The 21,701-nt window shown below is 74.1% G+C and carries 21 protein-coding genes; 9 read left to right on the top strand and 12 right to left on the bottom strand.

The annotated features are described in order from the left end of the window. Window positions 1-8: 8 nt before the first annotated feature. Window positions 9-788 carry a sugar isomerase domain-containing protein gene (locus AB1207_RS05985; RefSeq protein ID WP_367636909.1) on the bottom strand — a complete coding sequence of 260 codons (780 nt, stop codon included), beginning with the start codon at window positions 786-788 and terminating at the stop codon, window positions 9-11. Window positions 789-1,022: 234 nt separating this feature from the next. On the opposite strand from AB1207_RS05985, the gene AB1207_RS05980 reads away from it, so the two are divergent. Then, complete coding sequence (locus AB1207_RS05980; protein ID WP_367636908.1) at window positions 1,023-1,925, top strand: MurR/RpiR family transcriptional regulator; 903 nt, start codon at window positions 1,023-1,025, stop codon at window positions 1,923-1,925. Continuing rightward, the gene (locus tag AB1207_RS05975; RefSeq protein WP_367636907.1) at window positions 1,922-3,343 is read left to right on the top strand and encodes an alpha-L-fucosidase; all 1,422 of its coding nucleotides are present in this window, start codon (window positions 1,922-1,924) and stop codon (window positions 3,341-3,343) included. The genes AB1207_RS05980 and AB1207_RS05975 overlap by 4 nt, the downstream gene beginning before the upstream one ends. On the opposite strand, the gene AB1207_RS05970 is transcribed toward AB1207_RS05975, so the two are convergent. Then, a complete protein-coding gene (locus AB1207_RS05970; RefSeq protein ID WP_367636906.1) occupies window positions 3,333-4,181 on the bottom strand; it encodes a nitrilase-related carbon-nitrogen hydrolase in 849 nt (282 codons plus the stop codon). The two genes, AB1207_RS05975 and AB1207_RS05970, sit on opposite strands and share 11 nt — an antisense overlap. 56 nt (window positions 4,182-4,237) lie before the next feature. On the opposite strand from AB1207_RS05970, the gene AB1207_RS05965 reads away from it, so the two are divergent. Further along, a complete protein-coding gene (locus AB1207_RS05965; RefSeq protein ID WP_367636905.1) occupies window positions 4,238-4,990 on the top strand; it encodes an alpha/beta fold hydrolase in 753 nt (250 codons plus the stop codon). On the opposite strand, the gene pcrA is transcribed toward AB1207_RS05965, so the two are convergent. Continuing rightward, the gene (pcrA, locus tag AB1207_RS05960; RefSeq protein ID WP_367636904.1) at window positions 4,966-7,329 is read right to left on the bottom strand and encodes a DNA helicase PcrA; all 2,364 of its coding nucleotides are present in this window, start codon (window positions 7,327-7,329) and stop codon (window positions 4,966-4,968) included. The two genes, AB1207_RS05965 and pcrA, sit on opposite strands and share 25 nt — an antisense overlap. 127 nt (window positions 7,330-7,456) lie before the next feature. On the opposite strand from pcrA, the gene AB1207_RS05955 reads away from it, so the two are divergent. Then, the gene (locus tag AB1207_RS05955; protein WP_367636903.1) at window positions 7,457-8,053 is read left to right on the top strand and encodes a TetR/AcrR family transcriptional regulator; all 597 of its coding nucleotides are present in this window, start codon (window positions 7,457-7,459) and stop codon (window positions 8,051-8,053) included. 3 nt (window positions 8,054-8,056) lie between these two features. Further along, window positions 8,057-10,270 (top strand): MMPL family transporter, encoded by a 2,214-nt coding sequence (locus AB1207_RS05950; protein WP_367636902.1) that lies wholly within the window; start codon window positions 8,057-8,059, stop codon window positions 10,268-10,270. Window positions 10,271-10,511: 241 nt separating this feature from the next. Here the strand turns inward: AB1207_RS05950 and AB1207_RS05945 are convergent, their stop codons facing one another. From AB1207_RS05945 to AB1207_RS05925, 5 genes are all read right to left on the bottom strand, one after another. Further along, complete coding sequence (locus AB1207_RS05945) at window positions 10,512-12,527, bottom strand: bifunctional metallophosphatase/5'-nucleotidase (RefSeq protein ID WP_367636901.1); 2,016 nt, start codon at window positions 12,525-12,527, stop codon at window positions 10,512-10,514. A gap of 90 nt (window positions 12,528-12,617) precedes the next feature. Beyond that, the gene (locus AB1207_RS05940; protein WP_367636900.1) at window positions 12,618-13,457 is read right to left on the bottom strand and encodes an NUDIX domain-containing protein; all 840 of its coding nucleotides are present in this window, start codon (window positions 13,455-13,457) and stop codon (window positions 12,618-12,620) included. Next, window positions 13,454-13,819: a DUF3817 domain-containing protein gene (locus tag AB1207_RS05935; protein ID WP_367636898.1), complete on the bottom strand. Its 366-nt coding sequence runs from the start codon at window positions 13,817-13,819 to the stop codon at window positions 13,454-13,456. The genes AB1207_RS05940 and AB1207_RS05935 overlap by 4 nt, the downstream gene beginning before the upstream one ends. Next, window positions 13,816-14,631 (bottom strand): SURF1 family protein, encoded by an 816-nt coding sequence (locus AB1207_RS05930; protein WP_367636897.1) that lies wholly within the window; start codon window positions 14,629-14,631, stop codon window positions 13,816-13,818. The genes AB1207_RS05935 and AB1207_RS05930 overlap by 4 nt, the downstream gene beginning before the upstream one ends. A gap of 36 nt (window positions 14,632-14,667) precedes the next feature. After that, the gene (locus tag AB1207_RS05925) at window positions 14,668-14,856 is read right to left on the bottom strand and encodes a hypothetical protein (protein WP_367636896.1); all 189 of its coding nucleotides are present in this window, start codon (window positions 14,854-14,856) and stop codon (window positions 14,668-14,670) included. A 78-nt stretch (window positions 14,857-14,934) separates the two neighbouring features. Here AB1207_RS05925 and AB1207_RS05920 point away from each other — a divergent pair, with 78 nt between their 5' ends. The 3 genes from AB1207_RS05920 (at window position 14,935) to AB1207_RS05910 (ending at window position 18,175) form a co-directional block, all read left to right on the top strand. Beyond that, the gene (locus tag AB1207_RS05920; RefSeq protein WP_367636894.1) at window positions 14,935-16,308 is read left to right on the top strand and encodes an aminotransferase-like domain-containing protein; all 1,374 of its coding nucleotides are present in this window, start codon (window positions 14,935-14,937) and stop codon (window positions 16,306-16,308) included. Between the two features lie 94 nt (window positions 16,309-16,402). Further along, a complete protein-coding gene (locus tag AB1207_RS05915; RefSeq protein WP_367636893.1) occupies window positions 16,403-17,179 on the top strand; it encodes a methyltransferase domain-containing protein in 777 nt (258 codons plus the stop codon). A gap of 99 nt (window positions 17,180-17,278) precedes the next feature. After that, window positions 17,279-18,175, top strand: a complete 897-nt coding sequence (locus AB1207_RS05910; RefSeq protein ID WP_367636892.1) for an alpha/beta fold hydrolase — start codon at window positions 17,279-17,281, stop codon at window positions 18,173-18,175. Window positions 18,176-18,191: 16 nt separating this feature from the next. Here AB1207_RS05910 and AB1207_RS05905 read toward each other — a convergent pair whose 3' ends face one another. From AB1207_RS05905 to AB1207_RS05895, 3 genes are all read right to left on the bottom strand, one after another. Then, window positions 18,192-18,560 (bottom strand): DUF1048 domain-containing protein, encoded by a 369-nt coding sequence (locus AB1207_RS05905; protein ID WP_367636891.1) that lies wholly within the window; start codon window positions 18,558-18,560, stop codon window positions 18,192-18,194. Next, window positions 18,557-18,892 (bottom strand): PadR family transcriptional regulator, encoded by a 336-nt coding sequence (locus AB1207_RS05900; protein ID WP_367636890.1) that lies wholly within the window; start codon window positions 18,890-18,892, stop codon window positions 18,557-18,559. Before AB1207_RS05900 ends, AB1207_RS05905 begins: the two co-directional genes overlap by 4 nt. A 94-nt stretch (window positions 18,893-18,986) precedes the next feature. Then, window positions 18,987-19,412 (bottom strand): rhodanese-like domain-containing protein, encoded by a 426-nt coding sequence (locus tag AB1207_RS05895; RefSeq protein ID WP_367636889.1) that lies wholly within the window; start codon window positions 19,410-19,412, stop codon window positions 18,987-18,989. A gap of 93 nt (window positions 19,413-19,505) precedes the next feature. Here AB1207_RS05895 and AB1207_RS05890 point away from each other — a divergent pair, with 93 nt between their 5' ends. After that, on the top strand, window positions 19,506-19,964 hold the full coding sequence (locus tag AB1207_RS05890; protein WP_367636888.1) for an Lrp/AsnC family transcriptional regulator: 459 nt from the start codon (window positions 19,506-19,508) through the stop codon (window positions 19,962-19,964). Window positions 19,965-20,003: 39 nt separating this feature from the next. Here the strand turns inward: AB1207_RS05890 and guaA are convergent, their stop codons facing one another. After that, entirely contained in the window at window positions 20,004-21,584 is a 1,581-nt protein-coding gene (guaA, locus tag AB1207_RS05885; RefSeq protein ID WP_367636949.1) for a glutamine-hydrolyzing GMP synthase, read from the bottom strand. Window positions 21,585-21,701: the final 117 nt, after the last annotated feature.

Below are 21,701 nucleotides of genomic sequence, written 5' to 3'. Positions count from 1 at the left end.
GATGCTGTTCAGGCGCTGCGGCGCAGGCGGTCGCCGTAGCGGGCCTCGATGGCCTTGTTCCGGTCGTGACCGCCGGGCACGTTCGCCGACACGTAGAGCGGGGCGTCCTCGCCCCGTTCGGCGAGGGCCGTCACGGTGCCGATGGTCAGCAGTTGCGCGACGAACGCCGCGGTGAGCGACGACACGGAACCGACCGCGACGTCGGACACGCCCGTCAGGGTCGCGTCGCCGTAGGGGGCGAGGTTGTCGATGACGACGTCGGCGATCTCGGAGAGCCGCTTGCCGCTGGGGTGCTTGGGTTCCACCGCCAGCGTGTGCTCCAGGCTCGTCACCGCGATGACCTTGTGGCCGTTCTCCTTGGCCAGCAGCGCCAGACCGACGACCGACCCGTTGACGCCGGAGTTCGAGGCGATGACGAAGACGTCGCGGGGGTCGCGGACGACGGTGGCGAAGACGTCCTGGGCGATGTTCGGGTCGCGTTCCAGCGGGGGTTCACCCGTCAGTTCCGCGATCTCGTGCTCGCCGAGGAGGGCGGCGTCGCGCAGGGCGACCTTGTTCGTGGGGATGAGCCCGCCGGCACGTCCGGCGACCTCCATGGCGAAGGCCTCCGAGTGCCCGGTGCCGAACGCCTGGACGACCCCGCCGGCGGCGATGCAGTCCGCGAGCAGGCCCACGGCCTCGTCGAGACCGCCGGAGGTGGCCAGCGTCGAGAGGCGGTCGAGGCGGTCCCGCACCTCGGTGCCGAACTGGGCGACGTGGCCGGCGAACCGGTCGGCGAAGGGGGGCACAGCATCTCTCCTTGAGTCGTCGATTCACCGCGTCGTTGCTGGTTGCATGAATGTTTCACTCGGTCGAGAGGGCCTGTCAAGGGATCGCCGTGTTGCGTTCGTGTTGCGTTCTCGTTGCGCTCGCGGCCCCCTCCTGGAAGGGCTTTCCGGTCCCGCCGGGGACCGCACGCAGCGTGGTCGCAGTGCTAGCCTGCGTCAGCTGGATGAGTCATCCACTCTGACGGAGGAGTCCGGATGGGCGTCGAAACCCTCGACCCGGCGCAGCGCATCGAGGCGGTCCGGGCCGACCTGCCCCCTTCCCTGCGCAAGGTGGCCGACTTCGTGCTGGAGTCCCCCGAGAGCGTCGAGGAGTGCTCGGCCACCGAGCTCGCGCGCCGGGCCGGCACGTCCCAGGCCGCCGTCACGCGGTTCTGCCAGACCATCGGTCTCGACGGGTACCAGGGCCTCGTGCGCTGGATGGCCCGCGAACAGGGACGCAAGGACGGCGGCGGGTCCGTCTGGGGGTCGGCCGAGATCGGGCCGGAGATCGCCCCCGACGACGACCTCGACCGCGTCGCCGCCGTCGTCGCCGCCGCCGACGTGCGCAGCCTGCAGGACACCGCGCGCCGCCTCGACCTCGACGCCGTGGAGCGCGCGGCGCAGGCGGTCGCGCGCGCGCACCGCGTCGACGTGTACGGCGTGGGCGGCAGCGCCGCGATGGCGGCCGAGACCGACGCCCGCCTGTTCGGCATCGGCGTCCCGGTGCGGAACTGGACCGAGGTCCACGCCGCGAGCACGTCGGCGGCGCTGCTCACCCCCGCGGACGTCGCCATCGCCATCTCGTTCTCCGGCGCGACCCGCGAGGTCGTCGAACCCACCGAGCTGGCTGCGCGGCGCGGCGCCACGACCGTCGCCGTGACCGGGGACCCGACGTCGGCGCTGGCCCAGCTCGCGGACGTCGTCCTCACGGTCGCCCCCGGCGGCACGACCTACCGGGAGGGGCCGTTCGCCGCCCGGCACGCTCAGCTCCTCGTCGTCGACTGCCTCTACGTCCGGGTCGCGCAGTTGACGTTCGCCCGCGCCAGCGCCGCCCGCGCCCTCACCGACCACATCCCCGCCCAGCACGCGGTGCGCCCGGCCCGGCGGCGGGCCCGGTGAGCGACGGCACCCGCGAGCCGGACCTGCGGTACCTCGCCCACGTCCGCCCGTCGGCGCGTCAGCTGCGCTGGCAGGCGCTGGAGTTCTACGGGTTCGTCCACTTCGGCATGAACACCGTCACCGACCGGGAGTGGGGCCTGGGTCACGAGGACCCCGCGCTGTTCGACCCGCCGGACGTCGACGCCGGCGAGTGGGTCGCTGCGCTGGCCGCTGCCGGGATGCGCGGGGTGGTCCTCACCGCCAAGCACCACGACGGGTTCTGCCTGTGGCCCAGCGCCCACACCGCCCACTCCGTCGCGGCCAGCCCCTGGCGCGGCGGCCGCGGCGACCTCGTCGCCGAGGTGTCGCAGGCCTGCGCCGCAGCCGGTCTGGCCTTAGGCGTCTACCTCTCCCCGTGGGACCGCACGGACCCGCGCTACGGCTCGGGCCGGGACTACGACGACTACTTCGTCGCCCAGCTCACCGAACTCCTCACGGGGTACGGCGACGTGTTCTGCGTCTGGCTCGACGGCGCCAACGGCGAAGGCCCCGACGGCCGCCGGCAGCTGTACGACTGGGACCGCTACGTGCGCGTCGTCCGTGCGCTGCAACCGGAGGCGGTCGTCAGCGTGTGCGGGCCGGACGTCCGCTGGTGCGGGAACGAGGCAGGCCACACCCGCCGCGACGAGTGGAGCGTCGTGCCGCACGAACTGCGGGACGCCGAGGGCACGGCCAGCCGTTCCCAGCAGGCCGACGACGGGGAGTTCTCCCGCCGCGTGCGCTCGGACGAGGAGGACCTCGGCAGCCGGGCCGCGCTGGCCGGGTACGCCGGGGAGTGCGTCTGGTACCCGGCCGAGGTCAACACGTCCGTGCGACCGGGCTGGTTCCACCACCCCGCCGAGGACGACCGGGTGCGCCCCGCGGCGGAGTTGTTCGACCTGTGGCGCGCGGCCGTCGGCGGGAACTCCTGCTTCCTGCTCAACGTGCCGCCCGCGGCGACCGGCCGGATCGCCGACCCCGACGTCGCGGCCCTGGCGGGGCTCGGCGACCTCGTGCGCCGGCACGTCGAGGGCGACCGTGCGGGGGAAGCCGTCGTCGGCGACGAGGACGGACCCGTCGACCTCGCCGGGGCGCCCGTCGAGGGACGGTCCCCCTGGTCCCCGGACGACGACCGTCCGCGCCTGGGCCTGCGGTTCCCCTCGGCGTTCCCGGTGCGCTCGGTCGACCTGTGGGAGGACATCGCCCACAGCCAGCGGATCGAGCGGTTCTCCGTCGTGCTGTCCCGCGCTGGCGAGGTCGTCTGGCGCGGTGGGGCCGGGGTCGTCGGGCACCTGCGGATCCTCGACGTGCCCGACGTGCTCGCCGACCACGTCGAGGTGGTGCTGGAGGAGTTCCGCGCACGGCCGGCTCTGACCGGTGTCCGCGTCGTCAGCGCGTGAGCAGTCCCGCGTAGAGCTCGGGACGCCGGTCGGCGTGCACGCCGTTGCGCGCCGACGTGCTCTTCTCGCGCGCCAGCCCGAGCCGGCAGCGCGCGAGCAGGACGTGCTCCCCCGCACCGGCCGGTGCCTCGACGAACGGGCGCCCGTCGGGTCCGACGACCGCCGAACCACCGACCCACGTCACGCCGCGCTCGGCCCCGGTCCGGTCGCAGGCGGCGACGAACATCCGGTTCGCCGACGCGGCGGCCTGGACGTGCACGACCTCCATCGGGCGGCCCTCGCCGCGCGGCGGACCGGGCCAGTTCGTCGGCGCGCACACGAGGTCGGCACCGGCGAGGCCGATGAGCCGCATCCACTCCACGAACCCCAGGTCGTAGCAGACGGCGAGCGCCAGCCGGCCCCACGGCGTCGCGACCACCTCGGGCAGCTCGTCACCGGGGACGAACACGTCCTTCTCGCCGTCCCACAGGTGCGCCTTGCGGTAGACCGTCCGGATCCCGCTGCCGTCCAGCAGCAGGGCGCTGTTGCGCAGGGACCGGTCGGCGTCGAGCTCGGCGAACCCGACCGCGACGACGAGGTCGTACCGGCGGGCGAGGTCGGTGAACGCGGCGGCGGTCGGGCCGTCGGCGGGTTCGGCGAGGTCCTCGGCCTCCTGGGCGGAGACGAAGACGTAACCGCTGCGCAGGAGTTCGGGCAGGACGACGATGCGCGCGCCCCGGCGGGCCGCGTCCTCCGCCGCGGCGAGGCCGCGGGCGAGGTTGCCGTCGGGGTCCCCGACGGCGAGGGCGACCTGGCAGACGGCGACGTCCACCTCGGGCAGCGGGGAGGTCGTGCTCATCCCGTCAGGATGCCGCAGCGCGGGCGGGACCGGACGGGAACGGAGACGATGCCCTCGTGAGCACCACCACCTCCACGACGATCGTCTGCCTGCACGCCCTCGGGATGAGTTCCCGTTCCTTCCGACCGCTGGCGCGCGAGCTGGCGCCGGGGTTCGACCTGGTGGCCCTGGACCTCCCGGGGTTCGGCGGGGCGCCGCTGGACCCGGGCACGTCGGTCGAGGCGATGGCGAGGTGGGTCCTCGACCAGCTGACCGGACGGGACCGGGGGCGGTGGCTGCTGCTCGGTCACAGCATGGGCGGGAAGGTCGCCACCGTCGTCGCCGCGGGACTGGCACCGCACGAACGGCCGGCGGGGGTCGTGCTGCTCGCCGCGTCCCCGCCGTCACCGGAGCCGATGGCGGAGGACCGCCGGAGCACGATGCTCGGCTGGGCCGCTGACGGCCCGCTCGGCGGAGCGGCCGTCGGCGAGTTCCTCGACGCGAACACCGGCGACCCGCTGGACCCCACCCTCGACGCCCTGGCGCGCGAGGACCTGCGGCGCACCGACCCCGCCGCCTGGCGGGCGTGGCTGCAGCACGGCAGCCGCGAGGACTGGTCGGACCGGGTGGGCCGGCTCGACGTCCCCGCGCTGGTCCTCGCCGGAGGTGCCGACGGGGACCTGGGCCCGCAGGCGCAGCGGGAGCTCAACGGCGCCGTGTACCCACGGGCGGAGTTCACCACCCTGCGGGGCGCGGGCCACCTGCTCCCGCTGGAACGGCCCGCCGAGGTGGCGGCCGCGATCCGTCAGAGCTTCTCGACCGGCGCGTAGCGCAGCAGCAACCGCTTGGTGCCCTCGGTGCGGAAGTCGATGTGCGCGATGGTCTTGTCCCCCTCGCCCTCGACCCGCACGACGGTGCCGAGGCCGAAGGAGTCGTGGGTCACCCGGTCCCCCGGGTTCAGCGCGATGACGGGGCGGTTGCCCGCAGAGCGCACGCCCGGGCGTTGCGAGACGCGCGAAGCCGCCGACGGCGAGGAGACGTTCTGGTACGTCGACTCCCCGCGCTTCCAGTCCAGCAGCGTCGGCGGGACCTCGTCGAGGAACCGGGACGGCGGGTACTGCTGCGGCGCCCCCCACGCGCTGCGCACGGCCGAGCGGGACAGGTAGAGCCGTTCCCGAGCGCGGGTGAGCCCGACGTAGGCGAGCCGGCGTTCCTCGGCGAGCTGGTCGGGATCCCCCAGCGAGCGCTGGTGCGGGAACGTCCCGTCCTCCATGCCCGTGAGGAACACGACGGGGAACTCCAGGCCCTTGGCCGTGTGCAGCGTCATGAGGGTGACGACGCCGTCGTCCTCGGCACCGGCCGGGATCTGGTCGGCGTCGGCCACGAGGGAGACGCGCTCGAGGAAGTCCGACAGCGTGCCCTCGGGGTTGTCCTCGGCGAACTCCTCGGCGACGGCGACGAGTTCGGAGAGGTTCTCGACGCGCGACTCGTCCTGCGGGTCGGCGCTGGCGCGCAGTTCGGCGAGGTACCCCGTCTGCTCCAGGACCGCCTCCAGCACGACGGCCGGGGACGCCCCGGACTCGGCCAGCGTGCGCAGGTCGGCGATGAGCTGGGCGAACCCCTTGATGGCGTTGAGGGAACGGGAGACGAGCCCGATGGCCTCGTCGGCCCGGTCCAGGGCGGCGCCGAAGCCGATGCGCTCGCGTTCGGCCAGGACGACGATCGAGGCCTCGGCCCGTTCGCCGATGCCGCGCTTGGGGGTGTTGAGCACGCGGCGCAGGTTGACGGTGTCGTCGGGGTTGTCCAGGACGCGCAGGTACGCGACGGCGTCCTTGATCTCCTTGCGCTCGTAGAAGCGCGTCCCACCGACCACCTTGTAGGGCAGACCGGTGCGGATGAACACCTCCTCCAGCGACCGGGACTGGGCGTTCGTCCGGTAGAAGACCGCGACGTCCTTGTACTTCACGTCCTCGTGGTCGTGGAGGCGGTCGACCTCCTCGGCGACGAAGGCGGCCTCGTCGTGCTCGTCGTCGGCGACGTAGCCGATGATCTTCTCCCCTGCGCCCGAGGCGGTCCACAGGTTCTTGGGGCGGCGGTCCTCGTTGACCTTGATGACCTCGTTGGCCGCCGTGAGGATGTTCTGCGTCGAGCGGTAGTTCTGCTCCAGCAGGATCGTCGTGGCGTCGGGGTAGTCCTGCTCGAACTCGACGATGTTGCGGATCGTCGCGCCGCGGAAGGCGTAGATCGACTGGTCGGCGTCGCCGACGACCGTCAGCTCGCCCCGCGGGACGTTGCCCTCCTCCGTGCCGACGAGTTCCTTCACCAGCACGTACTGCGCGTGGTTGGTGTCCTGGTACTCGTCGACCAGGACGTGCCGGAACCGGCGGCGGTAGTGCTCGGCCACGTCCGGGAACGCCTGCAGCAGGTGGACGGTCGACATGATGAGGTCGTCGAAGTCCATGGCGTTGGCCTGGCGCAGCCGCTGCTGGTACGTCCGGTAGGCGCGCGCGAGGACCTTCTCGGTCTCGGTGCCCTCGCCGGAGTGCGCGCGGTCGAAGAAGGTGTCCTCGTCGACCAGCTCGTTCTTGAGGTTCGAGACCATCGCCGACATCGCGCGCGGCGCGTGCTTCTTCGGGTCCAGCTCCAGCTCGCGGCCGACCATCGCCATGAGCCGCTGGGAGTCGGCGGAGTCGTAGATCGAGAACGACGTGCGCATGCCGAGGTGCTGGGCCTCGCGCCGCAGGATCCGGACGCAGGCGGAGTGGAACGTCGAGACCCACATGCTGCGCGCGCCCATGCCGACGACGTCGCCGACGAGGGCCGCGACGCGCTCGCGCATCTCGGCCGCGGCCTTGTTGGTGAAGGTGATCGCGAGGACCTGCCCCGCGCTCGCCCGCCCCTCGGCGAGCAGGTGCGCGATGCGGTGCGTCAGCACGCGCGTCTTGCCCGAGCCGGCCCCGGCGACGATGAGCAGGGGGGACCCGGCGTGCACGACGGCCTGGCGCTGCTGGGGGTTCAGGCCCGCGACGAGCGCCGCGGGGTCCAGCCCCGGGCGCCGCGGTCGCCGGGCCGCGGAGGTGTCGGCGAGCACGGCGGGACCCGTGTCGCCCCGCCCGCCGCCGGGACCGGAGGGGCCGCCGAAGGGGAGGTCGTCGAAGAGTGTGCTCATCGTCCGTCAAGGGTAGGCCTCCCTTCGGACAGACCCCGCCGCGAACGGGCACACCGCGGCGCCCGGCCGTTGGTCCGATCCGGTCCTCGATGGACCACTCCGGTCCATCCCGGTCTACACTGGTCCCATGCCACGGCTGACGAAGGAACAGATCGACGAGGAGATCCTCGACGCGGCGGCCGCGCTGTTCGCCCGGCACGGCCTCGAGCAGACGTCCGTCCAGCGCATCGCGGACGCCGTCGGCTACTCCAAGACCGGCCTGCTGCACCGCTTCCCGACGAAGGAGGCGATCGCGGAGGCGACCATCGCCCACACCGTCGACCACTTCGAGGCCGTCGCGGCCGCCGTCGACGGCACCCCGGCCGGCTCCGCGCGGGACCGGCGGGTGCTGGAGGCGCTGGTGGCCCTGGCGGCCAGCCGCCCCGGTCTCGTCTCCTTCATGCTGACCTCGATCAGCCAGGGCGTCCTGACCGGCGAACGCCTCGACGTCCTCGGCGAGGTCCTCTTCCGCGCCTTCGGCGCCACGGTGCCCACCCCCGGGACGGAACCGACGCCGGCCGAGGTCACCCGGGCCGTGCGCATCACGAGCGCCGTCGGCGGCCTGGCCGTCACGTCTCTCGCCTTCTGCGAGGTCCCCACGACCGACCTGGCCGACGACCTCGTCGCCGCCGCCCTCGGCGCGCTCGGCCACCCCGACGCGCACCCCCACGAGACGGAGAACTGACCGATGGCCACCTTCCTGCACCGCCTCGGCCGGGGGTCCTTCCGGTTCCGCGGCCTCGTGATCGCGGTCTGGGTGCTGCTCCTCGCCCTCGGAGGCGTCGGCGCGGCCACCCTGTCCGGCAAGACCGTGAGCACCTTCGAGATCCCCGGCCAGGAGTCGACGACCGCCCTGCGCCTCATCGGCCAGGAGTTCGGGGACACCGCCGACGGCGCGTCCGCGCAGGTCGTCCTCCAGGTCCCCGCCGGCCAGCAGATCACCGCGCCCGAGAACGCCGCCAAGGTCGCGGGCGTCGTGCAGGCGCTGAACGCCCTGCCCGGCGCGCGCGGGGCGAGCAACCCGCTGGACCCGCAGAACCCCGTCGTCTCCCCCGACCTGCGCGCCGCCTACAGCACCGTCTCCTACGGGGTCGCCCCGCCGGAGGTCACCGACGCGCAGCGGCAGGCGCTCCTGCGCGCCGTCGACGACGCCCGCGGTTCGGGCCTGACGGCCGAGGTCACCGGGACCGCCACGCAGGGCGTCGCGACGATCGGCGGGGCGGCCGAGGTGCTCGGCGTCGTCGTCGCGCTCGTCGTGCTCGCCATCACCTACGGCTCCCTCGTCGCGGCGGGCATGAACCTGCTGACGGCCGTCGTCGGCGTCGGCATCGGGGCTCTCGGCATCACGACCCTCACCGGTTTCGTCGACCTGCAGTCCACGACCCCGATCCTCGCGGTCATGCTCGGCCTGGCCGTCGGGATCGACTACGCGCTCTTCATCGTCACGCGCTTCCGGCACGAGCTGCTGGCCGGCAGGTCGGTCGCCGAGGCCGTCCCGCTCGCCGTCGGCACCGCCGGGTCGGCCGTCCTGACGGCCGGGACCACGGTCGTCATCGCCCTCGCCGGCCTCGCGGTGGCGGGCATCCCCTTCCTCACCGAGATGGGTGTCGCGGCCGCCGCGACCGTCGTCGTCGCCGTCCTCGTGGCCCTCACGCTGGTCCCCGCCGCCCTGGGCGTCGTGGGCCTGCGCGCCCTGCCGCGCGCGGCCCGCCGGGCCCTGGCCCACGAGAGCGGCAAGCACACCGCCGTCCCGCCGGCCGAGCCCGACCCCGCCGGTCGCGGGTTCTTCGGCGGCTGGAGCCGCCTCGTCACCGGCCGGCGCTGGCTGAGCCTGGTCGCCGCGGTCGTCGCGCTCGGCGCCGTCTCGATCCCCGTCGCCTCGATGCAGACGAGCCTGGCCACCTCGTGGCCGGACGGCAGCACCCAGGAGAAGGCGCAGGCGATCCTGTCCGACCGCTTCGGCGCCGGGGTGAGCGGTCCGCTGCTCGTCCTGACCCGCGGCGCGGACGCCGTGGCCCGCGGCGGTGAGCTGACCACCGAGCTCGCCCGCCTCGACGGCGTCGCCCTCGCCACCCCCGCCGTCCCGAGCGCCGACGGGCGGGCCGCCCTCGTGACGGTCATCCCGACGACCGCCCCCGACGCCGCGGCGACGACCGACCTCGTGCACCGCATGCGCGACCTCATCCGCGAGGACGGCTCGAGCACGCCGGCGTACGTGACGGGTCAGACGGCCGTGAGCGTCGACGTCAACGCCACGCTGTCGGACGCGCTGCCGGTCTACCTCGTGCTGGTCGTCGGCCTCGCGTTCGTGCTGCTCGTGCTCGTGTTCCGCTCGATCCTCGTCCCCGTCGTCGGGGTCCTCGGGTTCCTCCTGACGATCGGCGCCTCGCTGGGCGCCACCACCGCGGTTTTCCAGTGGGGCTGGCTCAAGCAGCTCGTCCACGCCGACACCACGGGGCCGCTGCTGAGCCTGGCGCCGATCATCGTCGTCGGGATCCTCTTCGGCCTCGCGATGGACTACCAGGTGTTCCTCGTCTCGCGGATGCACGAGGCGCACGCCCACGGGGCGCAACCGCTGCAGGCGGTGCGGACGGGGTTCCGGCAGGCGGCACCCGTCGTCGTCGCGGCCGCAGCGATCATGTTCGCCGTCTTCGCCGGGTTCGTCCCCGAGGGCGACGCGACGATCAAGCCCATCGCGTTCGCCCTGGCCGTCGGGATCCTCGCCGACGCCGTCGTCGTCCGGATGATCGCGGTGCCCGCGGCCCTGTCGCTGCTCGGCCGGGCGGCCTGGTGGCTGCCGCGGTGGCTGCGCTGGCTGCCGGTGCTGGACGTCGAGGGCGCGGCCCTCGAGCGGCGCGACCCCGCCGGCGAGCGCCCCGCCGCCCCCGCCCCGACGCACTGAGCCACCGCCCGTCACCCACCTTCGTGGAAAACACTCTTTCCGCCCTTGGAACACGTGTTCTGAGGGCGGAAAGTGTGTTTTCCACGCGGGACGAGGGGTCGAGGTGGGGCTCCAGGAATGCTCCCCGGGTGCCGATGGTTGTGAGGACTGGTCGCCCCGGTACGTGTCCCCGGGCCTCAACTCCAGCCGCTACGAGCGGCCACTCGCCGAGAGGCGACGCTCGGGGCGACCAGCCTCCTCGTCAGGACGCCCGGCGTCGCGCGGCCGTCAGCAGCAGCCCGCCGGCCAGGACGAGAGCCGCACCGGCCGCGAGCCAGGGCGCGACGTCCGCTCCGGTGTTCGCCAGCGACCCCGGCTGCGCCGCGGCCGTCCGCGACGGACGCTGCGTCGGGGTCCTGCTCGGCGCCGGCGCGGCGGCAGGTGCCGTCTGGGCCGGCGCGGTCGGCGCCGGAGTCGTCGGGACCGGGGCCGGTGCCGCGGCGGCGGGGGCGTAGCGCAGCTCGGTGTCCGGTGTGAGGCGCTGGTTCTCGGGCAGGCCGAGGTAGGCCGTGAACGCCTCGAGGTCGGTCTTGCCGAGTTCGGCGCGGTCGGTGCCCTCCGCCAGCGTCGTGAAGTTGTCCCCGCCGGAGGCCAGGAAGCTGTTCACCGTGACGCGGTACTGCGCGGCCGGGTCGACCTCAGCACCGTCGAGGGTCACGGAACGGATCCGCTGGCCCGCGGGAGCGGCCTCGTCGTAGGTGAAGAAGAGACCCTTCGACAGGCCGAGGGCGAGGAACGGCCGCGAGGAACCCGCCGGCTGCCACTGCTCCTCGAGGACCTGGCGGACCTGCGCACCGGTGAGGGTCATCGTGACGACCGAGTTCGCGAACGGCTGCACCGCCGCGGCTTCGGCGTACGTGACGACCCCGTCGCCCTCGGCTCCGGACTGCGCGTACAGCAGGTCCGCCCGCAACCCGCCGGGGTTCTCCAGCGCGATCTGGGCGCCCGCGGCCTCCGTCTGCTGCAGCTGCGCGTCGGCGACGAGGTTCCCCAGCGGCGACTGCTTGCCGCGGTCGTCGTCCTCACCGGAGAACGCGCGGGTGATGTCCGCGGTGATGGAACCCACCGGCTGCTTGCCTCGGTCGTCGGCGTAGGCCACGGCGTCGTCGACGATCTCCTGGACCTGCGGGTTCGGGGTGAAACCCTCGACCGGCAGGACCTGGTGGCCGGCGGCGACCACGTCGCGCGACGTCGTGTCCACGTCGAGGACGAGGTTGTCGACGGCCGTGGAGTAGCTCTCCGCGGAGACCACGGGGCGCTGGACGGTGCGCCCAGCGACTCCGAAGGCGCAGTCGTAGCGCAGGTGGGTGTGCCCGGAGACGATCGCGTCGATCTGCGCGCTCGACTCCTGCACGATCTTCCCGAACGCGCCCTGCGTCCCGACGGTGGCGCAGTCGGTGCCCGACGACCCCTCGTGCGCGAGGAGGACGATCACGTCCGCCTCGTCGTTGGCGGTGTTCCCGTCGGACAGCTGCGCGGCGACGGCGTTCGCGGCGGCCACGGGGTCGGTGAACTGCAGCCCCTGGATGCCGGCCGGGGCGACGAGGCTCGCCGTCTGCTGCGTCACGACGCCGACGAAACCCACGCGGACCCCACCGACGTCGGTCGTCGCGAACGACGGCAGCGCGTGGGTCCCGTCGGCCTTCAGCACGTTCGCGGCGAGGTAGGGGAACGCCGCGAGGGGGTTCGCCCCGTTCGCACCCGGCTTGCCCTGCACGCCGATCCGGTCGACGAGGTCGGAGTAGCCGCGGTCGAACTCGTGGTTCCCGGCGGCCGAGACGGCGACGCCCATGGCGTTGAGCGCGGCGATCGTCGGGGCGTCCTGCTGGATGAACGACGTGAACGTCGAGGCGCCGATGTTGTCGCCGGCCGAGACCACGACGGTGTTGGGGTTCTTCGCGCGCATCGCGTCGAACACCCCGGCGAGTTGCGCCGCGCCACCGATCGGGGCCCCGTCGTCCGTCTCCTCGGGCGACTCCAGACGGCCGTGGAAGTCGTTGAACGCCCCGATCTGGATGCGGGTCGTCCCGGCGGCCGGGGCCGGGAGGACGTCCGGCACCTGACCCGGAGTCGCTGCGGGAGTGGCTGCGGGAGTGGCTGCGGGACTGGCTGCGGGTGTCGTCGCGGCCGTCGCGGGGACCGCCAGCAGCGGGACCGCGAGCGCCGCGGTGGCGGCGCCGGAGCAGAGGAACCGGACGAGGGGACGACCAGGACGCATGGGCTCGCTTCCGAGGGGGGTGGGGGCGAGCCGGATCCTGCCATCACAGCCGCCGCAGGGGAACCCCTCAGCGGTTCCCTCCCCCGCCCCTCAGCCCTGCAGGGCGATGTGCAAGCCCCGCTGGGCGACGCCCACCAGACCGATGTCGTCGGCCTCGCCGAGCGGGACCCAGCGGGCGAGGTCGGTGCTGCCCCCCACGTCGAGGACGACGGGGTCGAGGACCTCGAGGGGTTCGGCGCGGACGAGGATGCGCACCGCGTGGAAGTCCTCGAGGACCCCGCGCGGGGACCGGCCGGTGAAGTGCTCGGCGCCGATCTCGGCCAGGCCGGTGACGCGGACCGCCATGCCCGTCTCCTCGTGGACCTCGCGCACGACGGCCTCGAGCGGGTGCTCGCCGTGGTCGACTCCACCGCCGGGCAGGGTCCAGCGTCCGGGGCTCGGCGTCTTCGTGCTGAGCCGCGTCAGCAGCAGGGAGCCGTCGGCGACGACGACGGCGTAGCAGGCGAGCCGTTGCCGCACGACGGGGACATCGGCGGAGGTGCTGTCGGGGGCGCTGTCGACGGCCGGGGACAACCGCACCCGCTCGGCGGGGTCGAGGGCGACGCGGTCGTCCGCGACCAGCGGCCAGTCGTCGGAGACCGGGATCCACTGCGCCACAGCGGGAGCCGAACCGTCGGGCAGCGTCCCGGCCAGCACGAGGTGCACCGTGTGCAGGTCGAGCCCGAACACCCCCTCGCCGTCCGTGCGGCGGCCGTCGTGGACGGCCAGCAGCTCACCGAGGTCGAGGTCGGGGCCGAGGACGCGCCGGGCAGCGGCCAGCGGCGTCTCCCCGTGGGCGAGCAACGCCCACGGCAGGGCGTCGTCGAGCACGAGCAGGCGCCCGCCGGCCTCGACGGCGACGTGGACCGCGACCCGCTGGAGGGCGCTCACGCGGCGCGGACGCCGAGCTCGGCCTGGACCGCGTGCGTGTTCTTGCGCTCGGCGTAGAAGGACAGGAAGGGGATGGTGCCCGCGAGCGCCGTGAGGACCATGCGCTTCCAGGACCAGCGCAGCCGGTTCCCCAGGTCGAAGACCGTGATGAGGAGGATCACGTACAGCCAGCCGTGCGCGATGCCGGCGACCCGGGTGACGCTGTCACCGCCGCCGAAGAGGCCGAGGTACTCCTGCGGCATGCCGATGCACGTCAGCACGATGAGACCGATGCCCGTCACGTAGGCCATCACGCGGTACCGCGTGAGCGCGGCCCTGATCTTCGGCTCCGACCGCAGCCCGCCGGACGTCCCCGCGCTCACCGGGCACCACTCATGTCTCGTCCTCCTGCACCGTGCGCCGGTCCGTCCGCCGCCGTCTCGAGGTCATCCTCTCCCGTCTCCCTGCGCTCATCGCGCACGGCCCGGAACCAGACGACGACGGCGAAGAGCGCGAACACCCACCACTGCGCCGCGTAGGCGAGGTTGCGCCAGTCCAGGCGCCGGGAGGCCTGGCCGGGGTCCGCAGGCGGCACGGCCTGCAGACCGGCGGCCGGGGCGGTGTCGGTGACGTAGGCGTTGGCGACGGGGTAGTCGACGCGGTTGACGAGGTCGGCCGCGCTGACGATCCACGTCTGCCCCGCGGGCAGCACGGCCGTCGAGGGGGCGACGTCGGAGGCCTCCGGTGGCTGGACGACCCCGACGAGGTCGACCCGGCCGGTCGGCAGGGCGGGCGCCGGGGAGCCCTCGGGCACCCAGCCGCGGACCAGCGGCACGCCGGACCCGTCGGGCAGCACCACGACGCCGAGGGCCCACGCACCCACGACCCCGTCGAGGCTGCGGCCGGGGACGAGGAGGTCGACGGCCGGGTCGAACGTCCCGGCGACCTCCACCCGGTGCCCGACCTCGTCCGCGGACAGGATCGACGCTGCCCCCGAGCCGCCGGCGTCCACGATCTCGCTGATCGGGGCGACCGGTTGCCGCGCAGGCGGTTCGGTGATGACGACGTTGCCGCGCTGCCACTGCCAGACGCCGAGGCCGCTGCAGACGAGGACGACGGCGAGGGCCACGACGGTCAGGACCGCGATGCGGCCCCGCGGCACGGCCGGGCGGTCGGGGTCCTCGCGGTCAGGCACCCCGTCAGGCTACGTGCCGGAACTGGGAGCTCCCCGTCAGCTCGTGCGGTCGAACTCGTCCCGCCGGGCCTCTGCGATAGCGGAATCCCACGAGCGACGGTAGCGCTTTCCGCGCGACGGCCGGTCCGCCCGGGTCCCCGACCCGGGCCAGCGCGTGTCGGCGCCGAAGAGCGGAGCCGCCACGGCGATCGCGACGAGCAGGCACAGGACGACGAGGGCGGTCACCGGTCGCTCCGTCCGCCGTGGCGGCTGGTGCTGGGACCGCTACCGGCCAGCGGCTCGGTAGCGCTATTGTCTCTGTTCATGGACAACGGTAGCAGTGTGCAGCGCGTCACCGCCAGCCTGCGCGAGGTCGCCGCCACGCTGCCCGCGGGCGCCAAGCTCCCGAGCAGCCGCCGCCTGGTGGCGGACCTGGGTGTCGGGCCGGTGACCGTGCAGCGGGCCATCGACGTGCTCGTCGCCGACGGCACCGTCGTGACCCGCCCCGGGGCGGGGACGTTCGTCGCCCGCGCGAGCCGCACCGCCACGGTCGACACCGACTGGCAGCGGGTGGCGCTCGGCGCCTCCCCCGTCCAGACCGAGGGGGTGCTGGCCGCCCTCACCGTCCCGTCCCACGACGTCCTCGACATGGCGCGCGGGTACCTCGACCTGTCGCTGCAACCGTCCTCCCGCCTGGCCTCGGCCATGGCCCGCGCGGCCCGCCGTCCCGAGGCGTGGACGGTGCCGCCGCCGGCCGGTGTGCCGGAACTGCGGACGTGGTTCGCCCAGCAGCTCGGTGCGGACCGCGACGACGTGTTCATCTCCCCCGGCGGCCAGGGCGCGCTGTCGACCGTGCTGCGCTCGATCGTCCCCGCGGGCAGCCCCGTGCTCGTCGCCGTGCCCGGGTACCCGGGCGTCATCTCGTTGCTGCGCAGCGCCGGGCTCGTGCCGGTGCCCGTCCCCACGGACGCCGACGGCGTGCGCCCGGAACTGCTCGAACGCGCCTTCGAGCAGTCCGGTGCGCGCCTGCTGTACCTGCAACCCACCTACGCCAACCCCGACGGTTCCGTGCTCGCGCCCGACCGCCGCCGCCCCGTGCTGGAGATCGCCGCGCGGGCCGGCGCGTTCATCGTCGAGGACGACTTCGCCCGCTGGCTCGGCCACGGCCCGACCGCGTCCCCGTCCCTCCTGCGCGACGACACCGACGGCCGGGTCATCACCGTGAACTCCCTCAGCAAGGTCTCCGGACCGAGCCTGCGGGTGGGGTGCGTGGTCGCGCGCGGCCCTGTGGCGCAACGCATCGCCGGGTTGAGCTTCGTCGACCACCTCATCGTGGCGCGGCCCTTGCAGGAGGCCGCCGTGGAACTCGTGACGGGTGCCGGCTGGAACGCGCACCTGCGCGGTCTGTCCGCCGCGCTGGGTTCCCGGCTCGACGCGCTCTCCACGGCCCTGGCCCGGGAACTGCCCGAGTGCAGCTGGCCGAGGCCCCGCGGGGGTTTCTCGTTGTGGTTGCGGTTGCCGCGCGGGGTGGACGACCTCGAGGTGGCCCGCCGCACCCGGGAACGCGGCCTGGCCGTGGGCCCCGGTCGGCACTACGTCGTCGCCGAGGAGGACGCCGCGCACCTGCGCCTGTGCTACGCCGCGATCACCGAGCAGCAGATCCCCGCCGCGGTGAAGGTGCTCGCCGCCTCGCTGTGAGCGGGCCCCGTGGAGGGTTCCGTCACGGGATCCGCCCCGCCCCCGCCCCGGTCGTCCCCAACCGGCGGCGGGCGGGCGTGGTGCACTCGCGGACGTGCCGACCCTCGACCGCCCGGACCCGATCGCCTACCTGCGCCTCGTCGCCGACTCCGCGGCCGGCAGGGCCTACAAGGGGGCCGTCCTCGACGCGCTCGACGTGCTGGACGGGCACGTCGTGCTGGATCTCGGGTGCGGTCCCGGCACCGACCTCGGCGCCCTCGCCGACCGCGCGGGCCGGACCGGTCGCGTCGTCGCCGTGGACGTCGACCCCGTCATGGTCTCGACGGCGTCGGACCTGACGGCGGACCGTCCCACCGTCGCCGTGCGCCGCGGGGACGTCCACGCGCTCGACCTGCCCGCCGCGAGCGTCGACCGCGTCCACGCCGACCGCGTCCTGCAGCACGTCGAGGACCCCGCGCGGGCCGTCGCGGAGGTCGCCCGGGTGCTGCGTCCGGGCGGTGTGGCCGCCCTCGTCGAACCGGACTGGGCGCTCATGGCGGTCGACGCGCACGACCTCGAGGCGTCGACCGCGTTCACCGCCCACACCTGCCGGCACGTCGTCCGCAACGCGCACGTCGGACGGCAGCTGCCGCGTCTCGGCGTCGACGCCGGTCTGTCCGTCGTCTCCGTCCAGGCGTTCCCCGCGGTGTTCACGGACGTCGAGGAGGCCGACGCCGTCCTGGGGCTGACCCGCACCACGCGCGCGGCCGTCGCGGCAGGTCGCCTGGACGCCAGCCGCAGCGCAGCCTGGCTCGACGACCTCGCCACCGGCCCGTTCACGGCGGTCGCGACGGTCGTGGCAACGGTCCTCACCCGTCCCGTCGACGACTGACCGCGGACCGGCGGGGCGGTCCGGCGGACGATCGGCACCCGAGGGCGGCACAGGAAACACCCTGGTGCCGCGCGGGGACTTCCCGGCATCCTCGACCCCATGCCAGCCGACGCCCCCGACAGCGCTCCCCGCGAGCACACCGTCCCCGTCGCCGACGGCGTCGAGCTGTGGGCCCGCGAGAGCGGCGACCCCACCGGCACCCCGGTCCTGCTCGTCATGGGCGCGGCCTCCAGCGGCGTCCTGTGGCCCGACGCGCTGGTCGAGCGCCTGGGCCGCCGCCACCGCGTCGTGGTGTGGGACCACCGCGACACCGGCCGCTCGACCCGGGCGGTCGACGTGGCTCCCTACGAGCTGCGCGACCTCGCGACCGACGCGGTGCGCGTCCTGGACCACCTCGGCGTCCAGCGCGCCCACGTCGTGGGGATGTCGATGGGCGGGCTGCTCACCCAGCTGCTGCTGCTCGACCACCCCGACCGGGTGCTGTCGGCGACCCTGTTCTGCACCGGCGCGCTGGCCGGCGCGCCGGGCGGGGAGGGGCTGCCCGGACCGCACCCCGACCTGCTCGCCCTCTGGTCCCGGCTCGGGGAGACGCGCGACGAGGACGCCGAGATGGAGTTCCGCGTCGAGCACTGGCAGGCGCTCGCGGGGGCGGTGGTCCCGTTCCCGCGCGAGGAGGTCCTCGCGCTCGAACGCGGCGCCGTCGCCCACGGCGGACCCGCCGACGCGAGTTCGGCCACGGCGCACGCCCGCGCCGGCACCTCCGGTCTCGCCCGCGGCGCGGAACTGGCCGGGGTGCGGGTGCCGACGCTGGTCGTCGAGGCCCCCGAGGACCCGGCCTACCCGCCGCCGACCGCCCGGCACCTGGCCGACAGCGTCCCCGGCGCCCGGCTGGTCACGGTCCCCGGCATGGGGCACGCGCTCCCCGCCGCCGTCCTGGAACCCTTCGGCGACGCCGTCGAGGGGCACCTCGACGCCGTGGACGCCGCGAAGCCCTGACGGTCCCGCGCCAGGGTCAGGCGTCCCCGCCCACCGCGCGGTCCACGGACTCGCGCAGCCGGCGGCGCTCGGCGGTGAGCCAGCCCCCGTCGGAGTAGGTGGCGACGAAGGCCTCCACGAACTCGACGGGGTCCTCCCCCACCACGGACCGCACCGGGGTCCCGTCGGCCGCCGCCTGCTCGAAGAGGTCCGCGAGGTCCTCGAACATGCTCGCGGCGCTGCCGCCGTCCGTCGGCGTGCTCGGGCAGTGCATGGCGTAGCGCTCGACGGCCGCGAGCACCGAGCGGTGGTTCTCGGGCAGCGCCCCGGCGCGCTCCTTGTACGCGCGCCACCGCTTCTTGTCCTCGAGCGCGCCCGTGAGCACCCCGAGCGGGTTCTTCGTCACGACGGGTTCCCTTCGGTCCGGAGTTCGGCCAGCCGTCCTGCCAGGAAGTCCCACGTCGTCCAGAACTCGTCGAGCGCTGCACGCCCGGACGCGTTGAGCGAGTAAACCTTCCGCGGCGGCCCCTTGGTGGAGGCGACCTTCTGCACGTCGACGAGGTCCCGTTGTTCCAGGCGCACGAGGAGGGCGTACACGGTGCCCTCGGCGATGTCCTCGAAACCCCGCTCGCGCAGCGATGCGGTGATCTCGTACCCGTAGGCGTCCCGGCTCGCGAGGACCGCGAGGACGACACCCTCGAGGGTTCCCTTGAGCATCTCGGTGAGCTGCCTGGCCACGGACCACCCCGGTCGTCTCGGTGCTGACAGCGTCGGTACTCACTGACGCTGACTACCGGTAGATAGTATCGCTGAGTACCGAGGACGCAAGGGTTCAGCACCCCGGAACGGGAGCGGCCAGCGGATCCGGCGCGCGGCGGACCCGACCGGTCGCGGTGACGACGGCGAAACCCTCGCGGACCCAGTACTCGTACCCGCCGATCAGTTCCCGGACGTGGGTGTGGCCCAGCGTCGCCAGCACCAGCGCGGCGCGCGTCGCCCCGTTGCAGCCCGGGCCCCAGCAGTGCACGACGACGGGCGCGTCCAGGTCGGGCACGACCTCCGCCGCGCGCTCGCGCACCTGCGGCCCCGGCAGGTGGACGGCACCGGGCAGGTGCCCCTGGGCCCACGCCGCGTCCGAGCGCACGTCGAGGACGAGCGGCGAGCGCCCCGCGGCGCGGTCGGCCGCCAGGTCGGCGGGGTCGGTCTGGAACGTCAGCTGGGCCGCGAAGAAGTCGACGGCGGAGAGGGGGTTCGACACCCCTCCAGGGAACCGGGGAACCGTCGGTCGGGCCAGGGCCGGTCCACGGGCCAGGGCCGCGACGACCGGCGATCCACCGGTAGTTTCCCGTGCGTGACGACGAATCCGCGGCCGGCCCTCGACGCGACCGACCGGGCCCTCCTGGAGCACCTGCAACGCGACGGCCGCACGAGCGTCGCCGACCTCGGCCGGGCGGTGAACCTGTCCGCGAGCGCCACCGCGGAACGACTGCGCCGCCTCACCGACACCGGCGTCGTCACGGGGTTCACGGCCGTCGTCGACCCGGAGGCGCTCGGGTACACCGTGACGGCGTTCGTGCGCCTCGCCTACCCGACGGGGAACTACAAGCCGTTCCACGACCTGCTGGACACCACACCGGAGGTCGTGGAGGCGCACCACGTCACCGGCGACGACTGCTTCGTCCTGAAGGTGCTCGCCCGGTCGATGCGCGACCTCGAACGCGTCACGGGACGCCTCGCGACGCTCGGCGCGGTCACCACGAGCGTCGTGTACTCCAGCCCGTTTCCGGGCCGGCACCTCCGGCCGGCGTGACGGTCAGCGCCACCGGCCGGAGGATTCAGCGTCGAGAGGTCACTCCCACTCGATCGTCCCCGGCGGCTTGCTCGTCACGTCGAGCACGACGCGGTTGACCTCGGGCACCTCGTTGGTGATGCGCGTGGAGATGCGGGCCAGGACGTCGTACGGCAGACGGGTCCAGTCGGCCGTCATGGCGTCCTCCGACGACACCGGGCGCAGCACGACCGGGTGGCCGTAGGTGCGGCCGTCGCCCTGGACGCCCACGCTGCGCACGTCGGCGAGCAGGACGACGGGGCACTGCCAGATGTCGCGGTCCAGACCGGCCGCGGTCAGCTCGGCCCGCGCGATGGCGTCGGCCGCCCGCAGGACCTCCAGGCGCTGCGGCGTCACGGCCCCGACGATGCGGATGGCCAGCCCCGGCCCCGGGAAGGGCTGGCGGTAGACCATCGCCTCGGGCAGGCCGAGCTGCACACCGACCGCGCGCACCTCGTCCTTGAACAGGGCGCGCAGCGGTTCCACGAGCTCGAAGGCGAGGTCGTCGGGCAGCCCGCCGACGTTGTGGTGGCTCTTGATCGTCGCGGCCCCGGTGCCGCCACCGGACTCCACGACGTCGGGGTACAGGGTCCCCTGGACGAGGAACTTCACCTCGCCACCCTCGGAGCCCTCCTTCGCGACCACGTCGCGCGCGGCCTGCTCGAAGACGCGGATGAACTCGCGGCCGATGATCTTGCGCTTCTGCTCGGGGTCGCTGACGCCGTCGAGGGCGTCGGCGAACCGCTGCACCGCGTCGACGACGTGGAGCTTGACGCCCGTCGCGGCGACGAAGTCCTTCTCGACCTGCTCGGCCTCGCCGGCGCGCAGCAGACCGTGGTCGACGAAGACGCACGTGAGCTGGTCCCCCACCGCGCGCTGGACGAGCGCGCCGGCGACGGCGGAGTCGACGCCACCGGACAGGGCGCAGATGACCTTGCCGTCGCCCACCTGGGCGCGGATGCGGGCGACCTGCTCCTCGATGACGTTCCCCGTCGTCCAGTCGGGGTCGATGCGAGCACCGGAGCGCAGGAAGTTCACGAGGACGTCCTGGCCGTGGGCGGAGTGCTTGACCTCCGGGTGCCACTGCACGCCGTAGAGGCGGCGCTCGTCGTCCTCGAACGCGGCGACGGGGGTGTCCGGCGTCGAGGCCGTGACGCGGAACCCCGCGGGGGCCTGGGACACGCTGTCCCCGTGGGACATCCACACCGACTGCTCCGTCGGCTGGTCGCGCAGGAGCGTCGAGGCGGCCGGGTCGGGCAGGGCCGCGGCCGTCCCGCCGTACTCGCGGCGACCCGTCTGGGCGACCTCGCCGCCGAGGGCCTTGGCCATGGCCTGGAACCCGTAGCAGATGCCGAGGACGGGGACACCGGCCTCGAACAGCGCGGGGTCGACCTGCGGGGCGCCGTCGGCGTAGACGCTCGACGGGCCGCCGGAGAGGATCACCGCGGCGGGGTCCTTGGCGAGCATCTCCGCGACGCTCGTCGAGCTCGGCACGATCTCGGAGAACACGTCGGCCTCGCGGACCCGGCGCGCGATGAGCTGCGCGTACTGGGCTCCGTAGTCGACGACCAGGACCGGCCGGTGGGCGCGCTCGGCGTCCACCTCGGCGGGTGCATCGACGGCTGCATCGACGGGGGCATCGACGGGGGCATCGGCGGGGGCATCGGCGGGGGGAGTGGTCTGGCCTTCGGGCGCGTCCGGCGTCACGACCCAAGGGTA

Origin of the sequence: Kineococcus endophyticus (genome assembly GCF_040796495.1) — a bacterium.
GTDB lineage: Bacteria > Actinomycetota > Actinomycetes > Actinomycetales > Kineococcaceae > Kineococcus > Kineococcus endophyticus.
Note: the sequence above shows the minus strand (reverse complement) of the source record. Positions and strands in the feature narration are given on the sequence as shown.